This is a genomic window from Metapseudomonas boanensis, assembly GCF_042232855.1.
Classification (GTDB): Bacteria; Pseudomonadota; Gammaproteobacteria; order Pseudomonadales; family Pseudomonadaceae; genus Metapseudomonas; species Metapseudomonas boanensis.
This window is the reverse complement of the sequence record NZ_CP113889.1, coordinates 3,232,734-3,251,863: the sequence shown is the minus strand read 5'-3', so window position 1 is coordinate 3,251,863 and position 19,130 is coordinate 3,232,734. Positions and strand designations below refer to the sequence as shown.

Genomic DNA, 19,130 nt, shown 5'->3' with positions numbered 1-19,130 from the left:
CCCCCTTTTTCATGGGCTGGGACAGCACAAGGGCGAACCCCCGCGAACAGACTTCCCGCGCAGCCCGCGACCTGCGCAGGTCATGCGGATGCAATAAAACGCGAGAAAACGAAAGGCACAGTCAATGTGGATGATCTTTCTTTGACTCATAAGTCTTTGGTTTTAATGGGTAGCGTCAAAGAAAATCGAATTCACACCTTGTTATGTTAACCACTATCTAGCACGCTGGCCCAGGTTCGAGAACCTACGAAGCCACGCGCGATTCAGAACGCATTTAATGTAGGGCCTGCGGCAATGAAGCAGGCCCAAGCTGCAGCAGGCTAACCTTACTGACTCTCCTCGGTCACGGCCCTCGCAGCATTCAACCCCGCTTGGCGCCCGAAGAAGGTGGCATCTGCCAGCGACAGGCCAGAACTGTAGCCGCCGCTCCAGCGCGGCAAACCACACGAGGTACGTCCGGCCGCATACAGGCCACGGATCGGTTCACGCTTCTCCGTGACGACCTGGCCCGTCGGCAGCGTATCCAGCCCCCCAAGGGTGAAGTGCGGATAGAAGGCATAGCCGATTCGGCAATCCAGCGCGACGAAGGGTGGCTCATTCAACGGCTTCAGCCATTTTTCGCCCTTATGGAACAAGGGATCACGGCCTTCAGCGGCATGGCGGTTATACAGTTCGACCGTGTGGGCCAGGGTGCCTTCTGGTAGACCAAGTTCCTGCTCGACCTCTTCCCAGGTCTCGCCTACGGCGGCGATATCGATGCGTGTGAACTCTGCAGGGCGTTCGAAAATGGCGTTATCGGCCAGCAGATAAATACGATCGCCCGACTGCTGCATGATGTGATGGCCAATGCGCCCGTGATAGCAGTCCTCGTTGATGAAACGCTGGCCTCGTTCATTGACGAAAATCCCCTTCACCAGCGACTCTGGCGCATAGAACGGCAAGCTCACAAACGCTTCGTTCATATGAATGGCCGCGCCCCCTACGCTCCTGCCCAGGAGAATGCCGGTCCCGTCATCGCCAGGTGTTCCGATGGGATCGTCGGAACGCAATAGATGCGGCGCGTAGCGCCTGACCATGTCGCGGTTCATCGCGAAACCGCCAGCACAGAGGATGACGCCTTTGCGAGCCCGCATGAAGCGAAGCTGCCCATCGTTACGGACCACCAGGCCATGAACGTTGTTGGCGTCATCGGCAATCAGCGCAAGCACGCGGCTGTCGTAGCGAATATCCACGCCGAGGCCCTCAACTCGCGCGGCCAGGGCATCCATGAGCATGCGCCCACCACCCCAACCGACAAACTGTGGCGTGTGCCCACGAGGACAAGGTTTGGCCTGCTCCACGAACGGCCAGGCCTCTTCGCTACCTGACCAGATCAGACAGTCATCCGTCACCGGTTCCATCATTTTTTCCGGCAGGAAAGTGTTCTTGTATTTGACCCCCTGGGCAACCAACCAGTCGTAGTGTGCAAGGCTGTTTTCCGCGTAGACACGCACCTTCGACTCGTCCGCATCAGGTCCACCGGCCATCATCAGATAGCGGAACAGGTCTTCGGTGTCGTCACTGAAGCCAGCTTGGCGCTGAGCAGGGGTGCCTCCACTTCCTCCCAGGTAGATCTCTCCCCCCGACATGGCGCTGGTGCCACCGTTTCCGGAAGTCGCCTCCAGCAGCGTTACGCCTGCCCCCGCGCTGGCGGCCTCGATGGCAGCACTTGCGCCGGCAGCGCCAAATCCGACGACGAGGACATCGGTCTCGTGATCCCACTGGGGAACATGGTGGATGCGGTAGGGACGTGAGGCGGAGAAGTCAACGGTCATGCATGTTGTCCTTGTTGGTTTTGTCATGCGGGGGCTGCTTGGTTCGAGCGCTCAAAGTACAAGCAGCCGGAAATCTTCCACCTCGTCCACTTGGACTAACGCACGCTTTTGCCCTTATGTGCTTCCCGGAGGCAGTTCAGACGCGTAACGCGGCGTTCTCACTCTGTGTAAAATCTTGCACACGAAAAGCCCTGCAAGCCCCGGTGGGCATGGCCTCGAGGCCCTCCATCCAGGACTTTGGCAACGCTAAGCATCTGAAGAAAAAACACTTTTTTGAAAATAACGTTTGACCCCCCGGCGTCTGGCTGTAGAATGGCGACCGCGGGATGGAGCAGTCTGGTAGCTCGTCGGGCTCATAACCCGAAGGTCGTTGGTTCAAATCCAGCTCCCGCAACCAGTTTCAAGAAGAAGGCCACTCAATCGAGTGGCCTTTTTCGTTTGGCCCCGAATAAACATTTGATTAAAAAGCAGAAATCGATTGACGGCCTCCCACAGAACTGTAGAATTGCCGGCGCGGGATGGAGCAGTCTGGTAGCTCGTCGGGCTCATAACCCGAAGGTCGTTGGTTCAAATCCAGCTCCCGCAACCAGCTTCAAGAAGAAGGCCACTCAATCGAGTGGCCTTTTTCGTTTCAACGCCTTTCGTCTCTTCGCCCCTACCCTTTTCAGCGCATCGGCCTGGCCACGTGGCCAGGCGTCCTGCCCAGATCACAGCTTGGCGATCGATACCTCCGTCGACTTCACGAATGCGATCACTTCGCTGCCAACCTGCAGCTCCAGTTCACGCACGGAACGGGTCGTGATCACTGAAGTGACGACACCCGCGGCGGTCTGCACGTCGATTTCGGAGAGCACGTCACCGATGACGATCTCCTTGATGGTTCCCTTGAACTGGTTGCGAACGTTGATGGCTTTGATGGTCATGGTCTTACTCCTTGGGGATTGGTCTTAAAGCGCCCAACGCAATTGCGTTGGCAGAGGTGAAACGGGCTCGGGTTGCGGTGGCAGCTCGGGCAATGCCAGCACACGGTTGAGCACATCGGCTTCGAGCGCGGCCAGGCACGCCGAGCCACGCTGACGGGGGCGCTGCAGGTCGACCGAAAGATCCAGGCCGACCTGGCCCTCTTCGATCAGGATCACCCGATCGGCAATCGACACCGCCTCGTTAACGTCATGGGTCACCAGCAGCACGGTGAAGCCATGCTGTTGCCACAAGCGCTCGATCAGTTGCTGCATTTCGATTCGCGTCAACGCATCCAGCGCACCGAGCGGTTCGTCGAGCAGCAGCAGGCGCGGCTTGTGGATCAGCGCGCGAGCCAGGGCCACGCGTTGTTTCTGACCACCCGACAGTGCTGCCGGCCAATCCTCGGCACGTTCGGCCAGGCCAACAGCTGCCAAGGCCTCCAAGGCCTGCGGGCGCCAATTGCCGGAGAGCCCGAGGCCGACGTTTTCGATCACTCGTTTCCACGGCAGCAGGCGCGAGTCCTGGAACATCAAGCGAATGTCATCGCGCGTAGCCGCCAGCGGACCATTGCCCACCAGCAACTGGCCGCCGCTGGGCAGGTCGAGGCCGGCCAGCAGACGCAGCAAGGTGCTCTTGCCGCAGCCGCTGCGGCCCACGACGGCGACGAACTGACCAGCCGGAATGTGCAGATCGATGTCCGCCAGGACCTGGCGCTCACCAAAGGCCCTGCCGATGCCATTGAGCGCCAGCGGTATTCCGCGTTTGAGGGTATGTAGGGTGATCATTGCGCATCTCCCTTGACCTGATATGCCGGGTGCCAGCGCAACCACAGGCGCTCCAGCAAACGGGCGGCGACATCAGCCAGTTTGCCCAGCACGGCGTAGAGCAGGATCGCCAGGACAACGATGTCGGTCTGCAGGAACTCGCGGGCGTTCATCGCCAGGTAGCCGATGCCGCTGCTGGCCGAAATCGTCTCGGCAACGATCAGGGTCAGCCACATGAAGCCCAGGGCGAAACGCACGCCCACCAGGATCGAGGGTAGCGCGCCCGGCAGAATCACCTGGCGGAACAGACTGAAGCCGGACAGACCATAGCTTCGGGCCATCTCCACGAGCGCCGGGTCGACGTTGCGGATCCCGTGGTAGGTGTTCAGGTAAATCGGGAACAAGGTGCCGAGGGCAACCAGGAAGACCTTGGCCGCTTCGTCGATGCCGAACCACAGGATCACCAGCGGAATCAGCGCCAGATGCGGGACGTTGCGGATCATCTGCACCGAGCTGTCGAGCAGGCGCTCACCCCAGCGCGACAGGCCAGTGATGAAGCCAAGGACCAGGCCAATGGCGCCGCCGATGGCAAAACCGATGGCCGCGCGCTGACCGCTGATGGCCAGGTGTTTCCAGATTTCGCCACTCGCCAACAGCGCCCACCCCGCCTCCAACACGGCACTCGGCGCTGGCAGGATGCGCGTGGACAGCAGGCCCAAGCTCACCGCGGCCTGCCAGACTGCCAACAATGTCAGGGGCAGCACCCAGGGCGCAGCACGCAAAAACAAAGTACGGGTCATGACCAGGCCCTCAACTCTGCGCTGCAGCTTTGGGCAGGATGTCGTTAGCCACCATTTCGCCGAATGGGCTGACGTAGCCCCGGGACTCCGGACGCTCGGGCTGGGCAAGTTCAAGATGCGGGAACAGCAGCTCAGCCACCCGGTAGGACTCCTCCAGGTGCGGATAGCCAGAGAAGATGAAGGTGTCGATGCCCAGCTCCGCGTATTCCTTGACCCGTGCCGCCACCGTCCGGCCGTCGCCTACCAACGCGGTACCCGCACCGCCGCGCACCAGTCCGACGCCGGCCCAGAGGTTGGGTGCGACTTCCAGCCTGTCGCGCTTGCCGCCATGCAACGCGGCCATGCGCTGCTGGCCAACGGAGTCGAAGCGCGCCAGCGCGGCTTGCGCCCTTGCGATGGTGGCATCGTCCAGATGGCTGATCAGCCGATTGGCGGCGGCCCAGGCCTCTTCATTGGTCTCCCGCACGATCACATGCAGGCGGATGCCGAAGCGCACGCTGCGGCCGAACTTGGCGGCCTTCTCGCGTACCTGGGCAATCTTCTCAGCCACGGCAGCCGGCGGCTCGCCCCAGGTCAGATACAGCTCGACCTGTTCTGCGGCCAGGTCGTGGGCAGCTTCGGACGAGCCGCCGAAATATAGCGGTGGACGCGGCTGCTGGATGGGCGGATAGAGCAGCTTGGCACCCTTCACCTGCAAATGCTTGCCGTCGTAATCGACGGTCTCGCCTTCCAGCACCCGACGCCAGACGCGGGTGAACTCCACAGAGGCCTCGTAGCGCTCTTCATGGGACAGGTGCAGGCCATCGCCGGCCAACTCGTCCGGATCACCGCCGGTGACCAGGTTGAACAGGGCGCGACCGTTGGACAGCCGATCCAGGGTCGCTGCCTGGCGGGCGGCTACCGTCGGCGAGATGATCCCGGGCCGCAGCGCGACGAGGAACTTCAGCCGCTGGGTCACTGGAATCAGCGACGCAGCAACCAGCCAGGAGTCTTCGCAGGAACGCCCGGTAGGGATCAGCACTCCGCCAAAACCAAGGCGATCGGCGGCTTGGGCGACCTGCGTGAGGTAGCCGTGATCGACAGCGCGTGCGCCTTCGGCGGTGCCCAGGTAGTGGCCGTCGCCGTGGGTAGGCAGGAACCAGAAGATGTTGAGGCTCATGGAGTCGTCTCCTTATGACGAATCGAGGGAGCGGGCGCGTAGGCTGCCGGTCGCGCGTCATGCATGAGCGCGGCCCGGCAGTGGGACTTGGCCGCTACCGGGCCTGTGCGAGATTGGCAGGCGGGGTCCAGACCACGTCCTTGATGCTCAGGCGCTTGGGAATCAGCTGGAGGTCGCTGAAGGTGTCCGCGATCTTCTGCTGGGCTTCCACCACCTGCGGGCTGATCAGCTGCGCACCATAGGTCTGGCGCTCGACCGCAAGGCGAGTGATGTCCGCTGGGAGGCCGAGAAGCGGCGCCACCTGGATCGTGGCCGCTTCGCTGTTGGCCTGGGTCCATTCACCCACGGCGCGGATTTCCTCGACCAGCACGCCTAGCACGTCCGGGTGCTTCTCAGCGTAAGGCTTGGCCGCCAGGTAGAACTGGTGATTGGCCACCAGGTCCTTGCCATCACGCAGGCTGCGGGCCTGCAGTTGCCTCTCGGCGGCCGCCTGGAAGGGGTCCCAGATAACCCAGGCATCCACGCTGCCACGCTCGAAGGCGGCACGCGCGTCAGCCGGTGGCAGGTAAACCGGGGTAATGTCCTTGATCGACAACCCGGCATCCTCCAGCGCGCGCACCAGCAGGTAATGCACGTTGGAGCCCTTGTTCAGCGCGACCTTCTTGCCCTTGAGGTCGGCCACGGACTTCAGCGACGAACCCTTGGGCACCAGGATCGCCTCGCTGGTGGGCGCGGGCGGCTCATGGGCGACGTAGAGCAGGTCCGCACCGGCAGCCTGGGCGAAGATCGGCGGCGCTTCGCCGGTGGTGCCGAAATCGATGGAGCCGACATTCAGCCCTTCCAGCAGCTGCGGGCCGCCGGGGAATTCCGTCCACTGGACGTCGATGCCCTTCTCCGCCAAGCGCTTCTCGAGGGTACCCTTGGCCTTGAGCAGGACCAGAGTGCCGTACTTCTGATAGCCGATTCGCAGAGTTTCGGCCTGGGCTTGGGTGATGGCGCCGAAGGAAATGGCCGCTGCGAACAGGGCGACCAGGCTCCGACGCAAAGTAATGGTGCGCATGGCGCTCTCCTTTGCAGTGTCAGGTTTGGCGGCCTGCTCGTCCGTTAGCGGACCAGTAAGGCGGGGGTGTGGCGTTATGAGGATGGGGTGGCGGGTGGACCCGGCACGGGGCTCGTATCAGTGGTTGGGTTGTGGGGTCAGGCGCAAGTAGGACTTCACCGCGCGGTAACCTTTCGGGAAGCGCTGCTGGATCTCGTCCGGGTCCTGGAGCGAGGGCACGATCACTACCTCGTCGCCATCCTGCCAGTTGGCCGGAGTCGCCACCTTGTGGTTGTCGGTCAGCTGCAGCGAGTCGATCACCCGCAGGATTTCGTTGAAGTTGCGGCCGGTGCTGGCCGGGTAGGTGATGATCAGGCGCACCTTCTTGTTCGGGTCGATGATGAACAGCGAGCGCACCGTCAGGGTGTCGTTGGCGTTGGGGTGGATCAGGTCGTACAGGCCGGAAACCTTGCGATCGGCGTCGGCGAGGATGGGGAAATTGACCTGCGTGTCCTGGGTTTCGTTGATGTCATCGATCCACTTGATGTGCGACTCCGCCGGATCGACCGAGAGCGCGATGGCTTTGACGCCACGTTCGGCGAAGGCGTCCTTGAGCTTGGCGGTGAGGCCCAGCTCGGTGGTGCACACCGGGGTGAAGTCGGCGGGGTGGGAGAACAGCACGCCCCAGCTGTTGCCCAGCCATTCGTGGAAGCGGATGTGGCCGATGCTGGAGTCCTGTTCGAAATCGGGGGCGATGTCACCGAGACGGATGCTCACGTTTTTCTCCTTGGGTGAGTGCGTGGTGTGGGCTCACTATGCGCAAGATCACTAAGGATTAAAAAGAATAAATAAAAATTTGTTTATTACTTATTAGAATATATAAAACCGCCGACACTCTCCCCTCGCAACAGCTAGCCACGCACAAGCGAGCCATCCCCTGCAAAGCCTTGGACGGCTCGCAGGAGGCATGGCGGTAGGGTTTGAAGGCAGCAGGGAAGGAGAGAGGCAGCAGCCTCCGTGGAATGTCACCTGGCGGCTGCTTGTAGGGCGTTCAGTGCGCGACAGTGCTGACACCAAGGCCAAAAGCCGAGTCTGTCGACACCGATTTGCGGAGCGCAGGGCGCAGCCTACGTCTACGCCGCGCAGGTAGGTGAAGCGGACTCAGCTCGCCCGGACGGTAGCCGTCAGTTCGCCGATCTTCTCCAGCCGGGCACGCACGATATTGCGGCTGATGCCCAACAGGCGTCCGGTCTGCAACTGGTTGCCATGGCAGAAGCGATAGGCCGCACGAAAGAGGGTTTCCTCGATGTGCTCGTAGAGGTCCGGCAAGTTTTGCTCGAACAGCTCATTCAGCGCCGCCTCCAGATCTACAGGCCCGCGAGTCGCGGAACTGTATTGGCCCGAGTCGTCCTGTCGGCCCGCAGCGCCGCGCATCTCGACCAAGTGCAGGTCGGCAGGCTGCACGACCTGGTGACGGCACACAAGCAAGGCATGGTGAATGGCGTTCTCGAGTTCTCGGATATTGCCCTGCCAGCCGTGCCCCAGCAGCTTGCGCTCGGCCTCCGGGCTGAGCTGCGCGCGGACGTAACCGAGGCGCTGGCAATGCTCTTCAAGGAAGAACTCGGCCAATGGCAGGATATCGCCCGGCCGTTCCCGCAGCGGCGGCAGGCGAATCGTCGCCACGTGCAATCGATAGAACAGGTCCTCGCGAAAGTGCCCGGCAACCACCGCATCGGCCAGGTTTACGTTGGTCGCCGCCACCAGGCGCACATCGATCGGAATCGGCGTTCGTGAGCCGAGGCGCACCACCTCGCGCTCCTGCAGCACGCGCAGCAGCTTGACCTGCATATTCATCGGCAGGTCACCGATCTCATCGAGAAACAGCGTCCCCCCGCTGGCCGTCTCGAACCAGCCTGCCTTACTGCTGGTAGCGCCGGTGAAGGCACCCTTTTCATGGCCGAACAGCTCGCTTTCCACCAGGCTCTCGGGAAAAGCACCGCAGTTAACGGCCAAAAAAGGCCCCTTGCTGCGACGGCTCAGGTTGTGGATATGCCGGGCCACCAGCTCCTTGCCAGTCCCGGTCTCGCCGATGATCAGTGCATTAGCCTCACTCGGTGCGAGACGCTCGATGCGATCGAGCAGTTCCGCTGAGCGCGGGTCCTTGAATACCAGCACGGTGGCCCTGACCGACTTGGTCAGCTCACGGGCATTGGGATGGGTCAGCAGCGACATCTCGGATTCCTTGCGTCGTAGAGCGCCGAGGAATATTGCACCATCCCAAATAGACTAAATAATTATTAATTTGCATTTATATAGACCATTTTTGAATATATGTACTTTCGCGCGACGTGCTGCTCTCGCAACAGTCGAACAGCACAACTGCTGCCCGGTCGCCAGCAAAGCGCGATGGAAATCCGCGCAACTGCACTGATTCCGCACACTTCAGCCCTTGGTATGGCTCTTGCTCCTGGCCGCTGTACACCACGCAACATCACCAAGGAATGCTTCATGAGCCATCCGATCAAAGTCGTCGCCGTCTCCGGCGGCACCTACCGCCCCTCACGTACCCAGGTGCTGACCCAGGCGATCATCGCCGAGCTGGAAAAGCACCTGCGGATCGACAGCCATATCATCGAGTTGGGCGATATCGCTCGCCCGCTGGGTGGCGCGCTGTCGCGCAAGGAGCTGCCCGAGATCGTCGAGCATGAGCTGCGCACCATCGAATCGGCCGACCTGCTGATCGTCGCGGCGCCGGTCTATCGCGGCTCTTACCCCGGCCAGTTCAAGCACCTGTTCGATCTCATCGACATGAATGCCCTGATCGGCACCCCGGTCCTGCTGGCGGCCACCGGCGGCAGCGACCGCCATGCATTGGTGCTCGACCACCAGCTGCGCCCACTGTTCAGCTTCTTCCAGTCGCTCACGCTGCCGATTGGCGTGTATGCCTCGGAGGCCGACTTCCAGAACTACCAGATCAGCAGCGAAGCGCTGAAAGCCCGCATCCAGCTGGCGGCAGAACGCGCGGCGCCTTTGTTCGGTGCTGCTCTCGATCCCCTCAGGAAAATTGCCTGAGCAACGCTCAATGATTCTCGGCGTACGCCTGCTGACAGGACTGGCAGCAGGCAGAGGTTGCTCTGGGATCGAGGCCCAACATCGGCATCAGCTGTGTTGGGCTTCGCTTCGCTCTGCCCAACCTACAGGCATCGAGCCAATGCAGCACCGTGCCAATCCAGTCCGGCAAACCCTGTGAGAAGGCACTCAGGCCCGCTTGTTCAGCAACTGCGCAAACCGGTCCCCACCGAACTGGATCAACGTCACCAGCACCACCAACAGGATGATCACCGTGAGCATGATCTGGGTGTCGAAGCGCTGGTAGCCGTAGCGGTAGGCCAGGTCGCCCAGGCCTCCCGCACCGATGGCGCCGGCCATCGCCGAGGAGTTGATCATGGTCACCAGCGTGATGGTGAAGCCGCCGACGATGCCTGGCCGCGCCTCCGGCAGCAGGACGTTCCAAACGATGTGGTGGCGCTGGCAGCCCATGGCCTGCGCCGCTTCCACCAGGCCGAAATCCACCTCCCGCAGGCTCACCTCGGCGATACGCGCGAAGAACGGCGTAGCGGCGATGGTCAGTGGTACCACCGCGGCCCAGACGCCGTAGCTGGTGCCGACGATCAACCGAGTGAAGGGAATCAGCGCCACCATCAGGATCAGGAAGGGAATCGAACGCAGCACGTTGACCACGCTGCCCAACGAACGGTTGAGCAACCGCGCCTCGAAGATCCCGCCCGGCCCGGTTGTGACCAGCACCAGCGCCAGCGGAATGCCCACCAGCAGGACGATGGCCGAGGACGCGCCGATCATCAGCAGTGTGTCCAGCAAACCCTGCAGTAAACGATCAAGCATGGGCGACATAGCCAAGCACCTCCGCCTTGTCCGCCAAAGTTCGTGTGCGCTCCTGCAGGTCGCCGCTGCCCTGCCCCGTCAGTGCCACGCTGAGCAGCAGGTGGCCCTGGGCGCGCCCCTGGATGCGGTCGATGCCACCGTGCAGCAGGCTCACCCGTGTACCCAGCGCCTGGGCGATGGCCAGCAGGTCGGGTTCCCGGCCGCTGGCGCCGGTGAAGTGCAGGTCCAGTAGCAGCTCGTTGACGCCAGGCTGCGGTTGGTTGTGCAGGCGTGCCAGCAGGTCCTCCGGCAAGTCATGGCGCAGGGTGCCGAGCAAGGTGCGGGTGACCTCATTGCGCGGGTCGCCGAACACCTGCCAGACCGGCCCCTGTTCCACCACCTGGCCTCGCTCCAGCACAACCACGCGGCCGCAGATCTCGCGGATCACCGCCATCTCGTGGGTGATCAGCACAATGGTCAAGCCAAGGCGCTTGTTGATGTCACGCAGCAGCGCCAGGATCGCCTGCGTGCTCTCCGGGTCCAGCGCCGACGTGGCCTCGTCGCAAAGGAGGATTTCCGGTTGATGCACCAGCGCCCGTGCAATGCCCACGCGCTGTTTCTGCCCGCCGGAGAGTTGCGCCGGGTAGGCGTCGCGCTTGTCGGCCAGGCCCACCAGCTGTAGCAACTCTGCCACCTTGCGCTCGATCTCCGGCTTGCTAACGCCGGCCACCTTCAGCGGCAGGGCGACGTTCTGCCAGACAGTCTTGGCCGACATCAAGTTGAAGTGCTGGAAGATCATGCCGACGCGACGGCGCAGCAGAACCAGCTGCTTCTCGTCGAACTGGCCGATATCCTCTTCGTCGATGACCACCTGGCCGGCGGTGGGCTTCTCCAGGCGGTTGAGGGTGCGGATCAGCGACGACTTGCCGGCGCCGCTGCGACCGATGATGCCGAACACCTCGCCGCGACGGATCTCCAGATCGATGCCGTGCAAGGCCTGCACCGGCCCCTTGCTGCCCTGATAGGCCTTGCCCAGCCCCAGCAGGCGAATATGCGGCAGGTCCAGGATTAGGTTGCGGTTGAAACTGACCATGAGGGCCTCTCGAACTTCGTAATTGCGCGTGGCTCGGGCTGCTTTTCCGTGTGGGGGGAATGAATTCGCCCCCACAATGAGCAGCGCTCCCCTGTTTAACGGTTACTCCCAGCCCGGCTGGTAGAGCTTGCCGTGGGCCTTATCCAGGGCGGCACGTACTTGCGGCGAGTGCTGATAGATGTCGACGAACTTGCCCAGGCGGCCGTCGTCCTTGTAGTCGGCGCGGGTGACGAACTGGATGATGTATTCCTTGTTCTCAATACCGTCGAATAGCAGCGCGCCATTGGGATCAAGGGTTCCGGCGAGGCGGATGTAGTGCGGGTAACCCTGGGCCAGGTCGACGTCATCCAGCGCGCGCACCAGTTGTACGGCTTCCAGCTCGATGATCTCGATGTGTTTGGGATTCTCGACAATGTCTTCGAGCGTCGCCTTGTAGCCGACACCCGCCTTCAGCTTGAGCAGCCCTGCCTTCTGCAAGAGCTGCAGGCCGCGGCCGCCATTGATGGGGTCGTTGGCGATGGCCACCCTGGCGCCTTTCGGCAGATCGGCGATGGCCTGGTACTTCTTCGAGTAGAGGCCGACGTTGTTGATCACGCCGGGGGCGAAAGGCTGCAAGGGGAAACCGCCCTCCTTCCTGGCGTTTTCCAGGAAGGGCACGTGCTGGAAGTAGTTCACGTCGATATCACCGGCGGCCAGGGTGAGGTTCGGCGAGTTCCAATCGGTGAACTCCACCAGCTCGACCTTCAGGCCTTGCTTGGCCGCTTCCTCCACGGCGACTTCCAGCGGCGGGGCAAAGGCGGCAGTGGTACCGACCTTGAGGGGTTTGGTGTCGGCACTGTGGGCCAGGCCAGCGGCGAGCAGGAGGCCCAGGGTAAGGGCTTTTAGAATGGGTTGGCGCATGGTTGGGTTCCTTGGAGTTCAGAGGTCTGTAAGGGGCATTAAATGGTGGGAGCGAGTTCATTCGTGCTAGAACGCGCAGAGCTCACTTGGATGTGGGTGGGCAGCCCTTCGGGCTGCTTCGCGGATGAATTCGCGCCCACAGAAAAGGCGGCGCCTTTGTGGCCCCTGGGTAAATGCGGCCCCTGGCCAAACAGCTTTTCCCGCAGCGTGCCCTCGGCGTAGGCAGTCTTGTACGAGCCCCGGCTCTGCAGTTCGGGGATCACCTGGTCGATGAAGTCGGCGTAGCTTTCCGGGGTGACGATGCGGGTCAGGTTGAAGCCGTCCAGCCCGGTTTCCGCCACCCAGCTTTCCAACTCGTCGGCTATCTGGGTCGGTGAGCCCACCAGCAGGATGTAGCGCCCGCCGAGGGCATGCTGCTCCAGCAGTTGCCGGCGGGTCAGGCGGTTGTCCCTGAGCTTGCTGGCGGCCGACTCGATGGCGTTGGTCTTCACATACGGGATCGGCTCGTCGAGTGCGAAGCGCGCCAAGTCGATACCGGTGGAGCTGGCGAAGTGCGCCACCCCGGCCTCGGCGCTGGCGTAGGCGAGGTACTCGGCGTACCTGGCGCGCGCCTCGGCCTCAGTCGGCGCGACGATCACACTAATGCCCATGAACACCTTCACCGCCAGGGGGGCGCGTCCGGCGGCCTGGGCGGCGGCGCGCACCTTGTCCACCTGGGCGCGAGTGGCGGCCTTGTCGTTGCCGCTGATGAACACGCACTCGGCATGCTCGCCGGCAAAGCGCAGGCCCCGGCTTGATGAGCCGGCCTGGAACAGCACCGGCGTGCGCTGCGGCGAGGGCTCGCAAAGGTGGTAGCCCTCCACATTGAAGAACTCGCCGCGGTGCTCGACCTTGTGCACTTTCCCGGGCTGGGCATAGATGCGGCGCTGACGATCATTGATGACCGCGCCCTCCTCCCAGCTGCCTTCCCACAGCTTGTAGAGCACCTCCAGGTATTCGTCGGCCTGGTCATAACGGCGGTCATGCTCCATCTGCTGCGCCAGGCCCATGGCGCGGGCGGCGCTTTCCAGGTAGCCGGTGACGATGTTCCAGCCCACGCGACCATCGCTCAGGTGGTCCAGCGTCGACATGCGCCGGGCAAACAGGTAGGGCGCGTCGTAACTCAGGTTGGCGGTAAGGCCGAAGCCCAGGTGCCGGGTCACTCCGGCCATGGCCGAGACCAGCAGGAGCGGGTCATTCACCGGCAGCTGGATGCTCTCCTTCAGGGTCAGCTCCACGCCGCCCTGGTAGACGTCGTAGACGCCCACGATGTCGGCGATGAACAGCCCGTCGAACAGCCCGCGCTCCAGCAACTGCGCCAGTTCGGTCCAGTAGGCGAGCTTCTTGTATTCGGCAGAGCGGTCGCGCGGGTGCGCCCAGAGGCCGTGGTTGATATGCCCCACGCAGTTCATGTTGAAGGCGTTGAGGAGGATCTGCTTCTTACCCATCAGATCGTCCCCCGGCGCGGCGGCAGCTGGCCGTTGAGGTAGTAATTACCCACCGCGTGATACTTCCAGCGCACTGGGTCGTGCAGCGTGTGCACGCGGGCGTTGCGCCAGTGGCGGTCGAGGTTGTGCTCGGAGAGGCTGGCGCGGGTACCGGAGAGTTCGAACAGCTTGCTGCCGGCTGAGAGAGAGATCTCGGTGGTCAGCGCGCGGGCCTCGGCCACGGCGATGGAAGCAGCAGCCACCGTCTCCGCAGTGGGCTCGGCGGTGGCGACATCGAGAATGCGACCGGCGCGCTCGAGGATGGCTTCAGCGGCGTGCAGGCGGATCGCCAGGCGGCCGAACTCATGGATGGTCAGCGGGTCGTCGCTGGCCTTGTCGACCCCGGAATCGATCCACGGCCGCGAGCGCTCGCGGACGAACACCAGGGCATCCTCGAATGCAGCACGGGCGATGCCGACGTCGATCGCGGCATGCAGGATCTGCGCGAAAGGGCCCACCGTGGTCGGGCGCTCGAAGGCCGCCTGGAAGGACACCAGGTCTTCGGTGCGCACCGGCACATTCTCGAACAGCACCGAACCGCTGCCGGTGGTGCGCTGGCCGAAGCCGGACCAGTCATCGATCACCGTCAGGCCCGGCGCATTGCGCGGCACGTAGGCCAGGTACTGGTGGTCGTTCTCGCCGACCACCAGGGTGGGCACACGCTGGGCGTAGAGGGCGCCGGTGCAGTAGAACTTGCGACCGTGGATGCGGTAACCGGCACCCTCCTTGACCAGCCGCGTGGTGCGATCGTTGGCGGTGCGCGTTCCCAGTTCGGCCAGAGCATTGCCGAAACGCTCGCCCGCCAGGGCGGCAGCGAACAGGCGACGCTGCTGGGTCTTGCTGCCGTTCACCCGCAGCACTTCCAGCGCGTAGAAGTGGTTCTGCGGAATCTGCCCGAGGGAACTGTCGGCGGCGCTGATGATGGCGATGACACGGGCCAGGGTGACTCGCGAGACGCCGGCGCCACCGAATTCTTTCGGCACGCTGATGCCCCACAGGCCGGAGCGGCTGAAGTCTTCCAGCTCCGCATGAGGCAAGCGCCGGTCGCAGTCGCGGTCTGCCGCGCCGCGCCTGAACTCGGCGGCGATGCGACGAGCCACGTCGAGGGCTTCGACGTCATCACGAATGATGGCCGCGGCAGGGATTGGATGCTTTTGCGCAATAGTCATCAAAGACTCCTCAGATCCAGGAGTGGCGCGCCGGTTTGGCGCCATTGAGGTGGTAATTGCCCACGGCGTGGACCTTCCAGCGCACCGGGTCGTGCAGCGTGTGCACGCGGGCGTTGCGCCAATGGCGGTCAAGGTTGAACTCGGCCAGCGTGGCGCGGCTGCCGGCCAGCTCGAAGAGCTTCTCGCTGGCAGCCAGGGCGATTTCGGTGGTGAGCACCTTGGCCTCGGCCACAGCGATGGAGGCACGGGCAGCAGACTCGGCGTCGACCGGCCTGGCGCTCACTTCATCCAGCACCTGGCCAGCTCGCTCCAGCAGTGCATTGGCGGCGTTCAGCTCAACCTTCAGGCGACCGACCTCGGCGATGGTGTAGAGCTCTTCGCTGGCGCGCTCGACGTTCGCCTCCACCCAGGGCCGCGAGTGTTCGCGGACGAAGGCGATGGCGTCGTCCAGCGCCGCCTCGGCGATCCCGGCATCGATGGCGGCCTGGATCAGCTGCGACAGCGCGCCCTGCAGGCTTGGCACCTCGGAGAGAAGGCTGTTGTGGAACACCAGGTCATCGGCCACCGGGGCCTGATCCAGCTGCACGGTGCCGCTGGCGGTGGTGCGCTGGCCGAAGCCGGACCAGTCGTCGACGATGCGCAGGCCGGGAACGCCGCGTGCCACCAAACCGAGCACCCCCACGCCGTCGTCATCGATGGCCTTCACTGCCACCCAATGAGCGAACAACGCGCCGGTGGAATAGAACTTCTCGCCACTGACCGAAAGACCTGCGTCGCTGCGGGTGATGCGCGCGGTGATCTCCAGAGTGTTGCGGCTATTGCGCTCGGGCCCGGCGTTCGCCAGGCGGCGGCCGGCGAGAATGCCGGCGAAGACCTTGCGCTTCTGCGCCTCGCTGCCGACATTTTCGATCACGCTGAGCAGGCCGAACTGGTTCTGCGGAATCTGCCCCAGGGCCGGGTCGGCGGCGCAGATGATGCGGAACACCTCAGCGAGGGTGACATGGGAGACTTCCGCCCCGCCGTATTGGCGCGAAATGCGGATGCCGCCCAAGCCCAGCCGGGTGAACAGCTCCAGCTCGCGCCAGGGCAGTTGGCGCTCACGGTCCCGTTTTGCGGCGTGCTCCCTGGCCAGCTTCGCCACCTCGTGAGCCGCGTGCAGGGCCTGTGCATCGTCCTCGATCAGCGCGGCTGGCAGTAACGGCGGCGCTTCATCATTGAGTCCCTCGTGTGCTGAGGTCTGGCGGTACGTCATGGGCAACTCTCTACTCTCTGCTGTATCGCCGCGAACAGCCGCGGCCTTGCGTACAGAGGGCTGAAGCACATCCCATGCCTGATCTATAAAGTCTTTAATATCAATTACTTACAAATATATCCAACACTTGCAAAGCGCCAATGCACGCAATCTGTTGCTCTGGTGTTGCTGTAGCAACAGTTCTCCAGCTTGGCAGCCAGTGGCAAATACCTGATTGCAGGGCGAGCCCCATCTGGACCGTTCGGAGGCCCGCCCGCCCGCGAGGCTGCCGGGCTCTATACTTCAAGCGCGAAGTCCCTGAAGTGGAGGATGGCGATGTCTGAGTACTGCGCATCCAGCGAGGAGCTCGAATACCTGAATCGGGCCCTGCGCACACTGAGTGGGAGCAACCGCGCGCTGCTGCGAGCCGAGGATGAAGGCTTCCTGCTCCAGGAAATCTGCCGGGTGATCGTCGAAGAGGCTGGTTACCGCCTGGCGTGGATCGGTCGGGCCGAACGCGATGCCGAGCAGAGCGTGACGCCCGTGGCCCACGCCGGACTTGAACAAGCTTATGTCGATTCACTCCACATGACCTGGGCTGACCGCGAACGCGGCCGTGGCCCGACTGGCACGGCGATCCGCACCGGAAGGCCGACCATCAGCCGTGACATCCTGACCGACCCCAAGGTCACGCCCTGGCGCGAGAGCGCCATCGTCCACGGAATCGCCTCGGTCCTTTCCCTGCCGCTGCGCGTTGAAGGGGAAATCTTCGGTGGCATCGGTATCTGCGCGTCGGAGCCCGACGCCTTCGGTGAACGGGAAGTCGAACTGCTCAGCGAAGCGGCCGAAGACCTGGCGTTCGGCATCGAGGCCTTGCGCATCAAGGCCAGGCGGCGCCAGGCAGAACTCCAGATCGCTGCGTTGAATCGGGCCCTGTCGACACGCGTGGCCGTCAACCATGCCGTGATCCATGCCACGGACGAGGTACCCCTGCTCAAGGAAATCTGCCGCGTGTTGGTCGACGACTGCGGCTACCGCCTGGCCTGGGTGAACTATCACCAGAAGGACGACGAGCAACCCTCCCGCCCCATGGCCTATCACGGTTTCGATGAAGGCTTCCTCAGCGCGGGGACGACTTGGTGCGCCAGCGCCGAAGGCATGGCCTTCATCCGCGACCTGGAAAACCGGCTGGCGACAGGTAATCCGGTGGTGATGCGCGACTTGGCCAACATCAGCGATATGCCATTGCGCAGCGAAGCGCTCGAGCGCGGCTACAGCGCAGCCCTTGTGCTCCCGCTGCTGATCGAGGACGAGTTGATCGGCATGCTGCTAATCATGGCCGGCAGCCCCGACGCCTTCGATGAACAGGAGGTCAGTCTGCTACAGGCCACGGCGAACGATCTGAGTTTCGGCATTTCCACTCTGCGCACCCGCGCCCGGGCCGTGGAAGCCGAAGCGACTGTCCGGCGCATGGCCTATACCGACCTGCTCACCGGTCTGCCGAATCGAGTACGCCTTCGCGAGCTGCTGGAGGACGCAATCGCCAACGCCCGCCAGGAGCGGCGGTCGTTCGCTGTGCTGCACCTGGAAATCGCCCGCAATCAGGAAATCAATGAAACCCTGGGCTACCGCGAGGGCGACCGCCTGCAACTGGAAATCGCCACACGCCTGACCCAAGCTGTGGGGCCCGACCGGCCTGTCGCACGCATGGGTGAGTGCGAGTTCGCCGTGCTGATGCCCAATGGGGGCGCCGAGCAGGCCTCGCAGCTGGCGAAGCAGATCCTGGTGGCGCTGTACGAGCCGGTGGAGCTTTCCGGACTCTATCTGGAAGCCCGCGCGAGCATCGGCATCTCCCTCTTCCCGGGCCACGGCACTGACCCGGAAGCGCTGATTCGCCGCTCCGGCAGCGCCATGGAGCAGGCAAAACGCTCGAATGCAGGCTTCGCCCTGTTCCAGGGTGGCCTCGACCAGGAGTGCGCCCAGCACCTGACACTGATGGGCGACCTGCGCCGTGCCATCGACCGCAATGAGCTGCTGCTCTATTACCAACCGAAAATCCAGATCTCCAGCAACAAGGTTTGTGGTACCGAAGCCCTGGTACGCTGGCGTCACCCGCAACACGGCATGTTGCCTCCGGACGAGTTCGTCAAACTGGCGGAGAACACGGGCCTGATCACACCACTCACCCTTTGGGTGCTGGATACCGCGCTGGGCCAGCGCTATGCGTGGCATGAAGAGGGTGATGAGCGGCCGATCTCGGTCAACCTGTCCGCTCACGACCTGCGCGACCCGCGCTTACTGGAGCGCATCCGCGGCTCCTTCGCCACCTGGGGCGCCAAGCCGCACTGGATCGAGTTCGAACTGACCGAAAGCGCCCTGATGGAAGACCCTGTCGCGGCGCTGGACACCCTGTGTGAACTGAAGAAACTCGAATCCCACCTGACTATCGATGACTTCGGCACCGGCTACTCCTCGCTGGCCTACCTGCAGAAACTGCCGGTGGATTCGCTGAAGATCGACCAGTCCTTCGTCACCGACATGACCAGCAACGACGGCTCGGCGAAGATCGTGCGCTCGATCATCGAACTCGCCCACAACCTCGACCTGACGGTCGTTGCCGAAGGCGTGGAGGACCAACTCACCCTGACCCAATTGGGGCAGTTCGGCTGCGACATCGCCCAGGGCTACCGAATCAGCCAACCAATTCCGGCGGATCAGTTCAAGGCTTGGGAGAAGCAGTCGGCGTGGCACTGAGAGCCCCTGGCAATCCCGCTGCCCTCAACCTTTGAC

16 protein-coding genes and 2 tRNA genes are annotated in these 19,130 nt (G+C 63.2%); 4 read left to right on the top strand and 14 right to left on the bottom strand.

Annotated elements, in window-relative coordinates; genetic code table 11:
- Positions 1-326 precede the first annotated feature (326 nt).
- Positions 327-1,814: an FAD-dependent oxidoreductase gene (locus OXH74_RS15060; RefSeq protein WP_375737714.1), complete on the bottom strand. Its 1,488-nt coding sequence runs from the start codon at positions 1,812-1,814 to the stop codon at positions 327-329.
- A 320-nt stretch (positions 1,815-2,134) separates the two neighbouring features.
- On the opposite strand from OXH74_RS15060, the gene OXH74_RS15055 reads away from it, so the two are divergent.
- Positions 2,135-2,211 (top strand) — tRNA-Met (locus tag OXH74_RS15055).
- A gap of 115 nt (positions 2,212-2,326) precedes the next feature.
- Positions 2,327-2,403 (top strand) — tRNA-Met (locus tag OXH74_RS15050).
- Between the two features lie 118 nt (positions 2,404-2,521).
- Here OXH74_RS15050 and OXH74_RS15045 read toward each other — a convergent pair.
- The 7 genes from OXH74_RS15045 to OXH74_RS15015 form a co-directional block, all read right to left on the bottom strand.
- A complete protein-coding gene (locus tag OXH74_RS15045) occupies positions 2,522-2,737 on the bottom strand; it encodes a molybdopterin-binding protein (RefSeq protein ID WP_043252087.1) in 216 nt (71 codons plus the stop codon).
- Positions 2,738-2,761: 24 nt separating this feature from the next.
- On the bottom strand, positions 2,762-3,562 hold the full coding sequence (gene ssuB / locus OXH74_RS15040; protein ID WP_375737713.1) for an aliphatic sulfonates ABC transporter ATP-binding protein: 801 nt from the start codon (positions 3,560-3,562) through the stop codon (positions 2,762-2,764).
- Complete coding sequence (gene ssuC, locus OXH74_RS15035) at positions 3,559-4,341, bottom strand: aliphatic sulfonate ABC transporter permease SsuC (protein WP_375737712.1); 783 nt, start codon at positions 4,339-4,341, stop codon at positions 3,559-3,561. The genes ssuB and ssuC overlap by 4 nt, the downstream gene beginning before the upstream one ends.
- Positions 4,342-4,351: 10 nt before the next feature.
- A complete protein-coding gene (gene ssuD / locus OXH74_RS15030) occupies positions 4,352-5,500 on the bottom strand; it encodes an FMNH2-dependent alkanesulfonate monooxygenase (protein ID WP_375737711.1) in 1,149 nt (382 codons plus the stop codon).
- 94 nt (positions 5,501-5,594) lie between these two features.
- Positions 5,595-6,560 (bottom strand): sulfonate ABC transporter substrate-binding protein, encoded by a 966-nt coding sequence (locus tag OXH74_RS15025; protein WP_375737710.1) that lies wholly within the window; start codon positions 6,558-6,560, stop codon positions 5,595-5,597.
- A 117-nt stretch (positions 6,561-6,677) separates the two neighbouring features.
- Positions 6,678-7,316: a peroxiredoxin gene (locus OXH74_RS15020; protein ID WP_375737709.1), complete on the bottom strand. Its 639-nt coding sequence runs from the start codon at positions 7,314-7,316 to the stop codon at positions 6,678-6,680.
- A 384-nt stretch (positions 7,317-7,700) separates the two neighbouring features.
- Positions 7,701-8,771, bottom strand: a complete 1,071-nt coding sequence (locus OXH74_RS15015) for a sigma-54 interaction domain-containing protein (RefSeq protein WP_375737708.1) — start codon at positions 8,769-8,771, stop codon at positions 7,701-7,703.
- 276 nt (positions 8,772-9,047) lie between these two features.
- On the opposite strand from OXH74_RS15015, the gene msuE reads away from it, so the two are divergent.
- Entirely contained in the window at positions 9,048-9,611 is a 564-nt protein-coding gene (gene msuE / locus OXH74_RS15010; protein ID WP_375737707.1) for an FMN reductase, read from the top strand.
- A gap of 186 nt (positions 9,612-9,797) precedes the next feature.
- On the opposite strand, the gene OXH74_RS15005 is transcribed toward msuE, so the two are convergent.
- The 6 genes from OXH74_RS15005 to OXH74_RS14980 all read right to left on the bottom strand — a co-directional run bounded on the left by OXH74_RS15005 (position 9,798) and on the right by OXH74_RS14980 (position 16,361).
- Complete coding sequence (locus OXH74_RS15005) at positions 9,798-10,451, bottom strand: methionine ABC transporter permease (RefSeq protein ID WP_215376879.1); 654 nt, start codon at positions 10,449-10,451, stop codon at positions 9,798-9,800.
- Positions 10,435-11,514 (bottom strand): methionine ABC transporter ATP-binding protein, encoded by a 1,080-nt coding sequence (locus OXH74_RS15000; RefSeq protein ID WP_375737706.1) that lies wholly within the window; start codon positions 11,512-11,514, stop codon positions 10,435-10,437. Before OXH74_RS15000 ends, OXH74_RS15005 begins: the two co-directional genes overlap by 17 nt.
- A 102-nt stretch (positions 11,515-11,616) precedes the next feature.
- Positions 11,617-12,414, bottom strand: coding sequence for a MetQ/NlpA family ABC transporter substrate-binding protein (locus OXH74_RS14995; RefSeq protein ID WP_375737705.1), 798 nt, complete (start codon positions 12,412-12,414; stop codon positions 11,617-11,619).
- A gap of 38 nt (positions 12,415-12,452) precedes the next feature.
- Positions 12,453-13,901: an LLM class flavin-dependent oxidoreductase gene (locus OXH74_RS14990; RefSeq protein WP_375737704.1), complete on the bottom strand. Its 1,449-nt coding sequence runs from the start codon at positions 13,899-13,901 to the stop codon at positions 12,453-12,455.
- On the bottom strand, positions 13,901-15,109 hold the full coding sequence (locus tag OXH74_RS14985) for an SfnB family sulfur acquisition oxidoreductase (RefSeq protein WP_375737703.1): 1,209 nt from the start codon (positions 15,107-15,109) through the stop codon (positions 13,901-13,903). The genes OXH74_RS14990 and OXH74_RS14985 overlap by 1 nt, the downstream gene beginning before the upstream one ends.
- Positions 15,110-15,119: 10 nt before the next feature.
- Complete coding sequence (locus OXH74_RS14980; protein ID WP_375737702.1) at positions 15,120-16,361, bottom strand: SfnB family sulfur acquisition oxidoreductase; 1,242 nt, start codon at positions 16,359-16,361, stop codon at positions 15,120-15,122.
- Between the two features lie 315 nt (positions 16,362-16,676).
- Here OXH74_RS14980 and OXH74_RS14975 point away from each other — a divergent pair, with 315 nt between their 5' ends.
- Complete coding sequence (locus OXH74_RS14975; RefSeq protein ID WP_375737701.1) at positions 16,677-19,094, top strand: EAL domain-containing protein; 2,418 nt, start codon at positions 16,677-16,679, stop codon at positions 19,092-19,094.
- Positions 19,095-19,130: the final 36 nt, after the last annotated feature.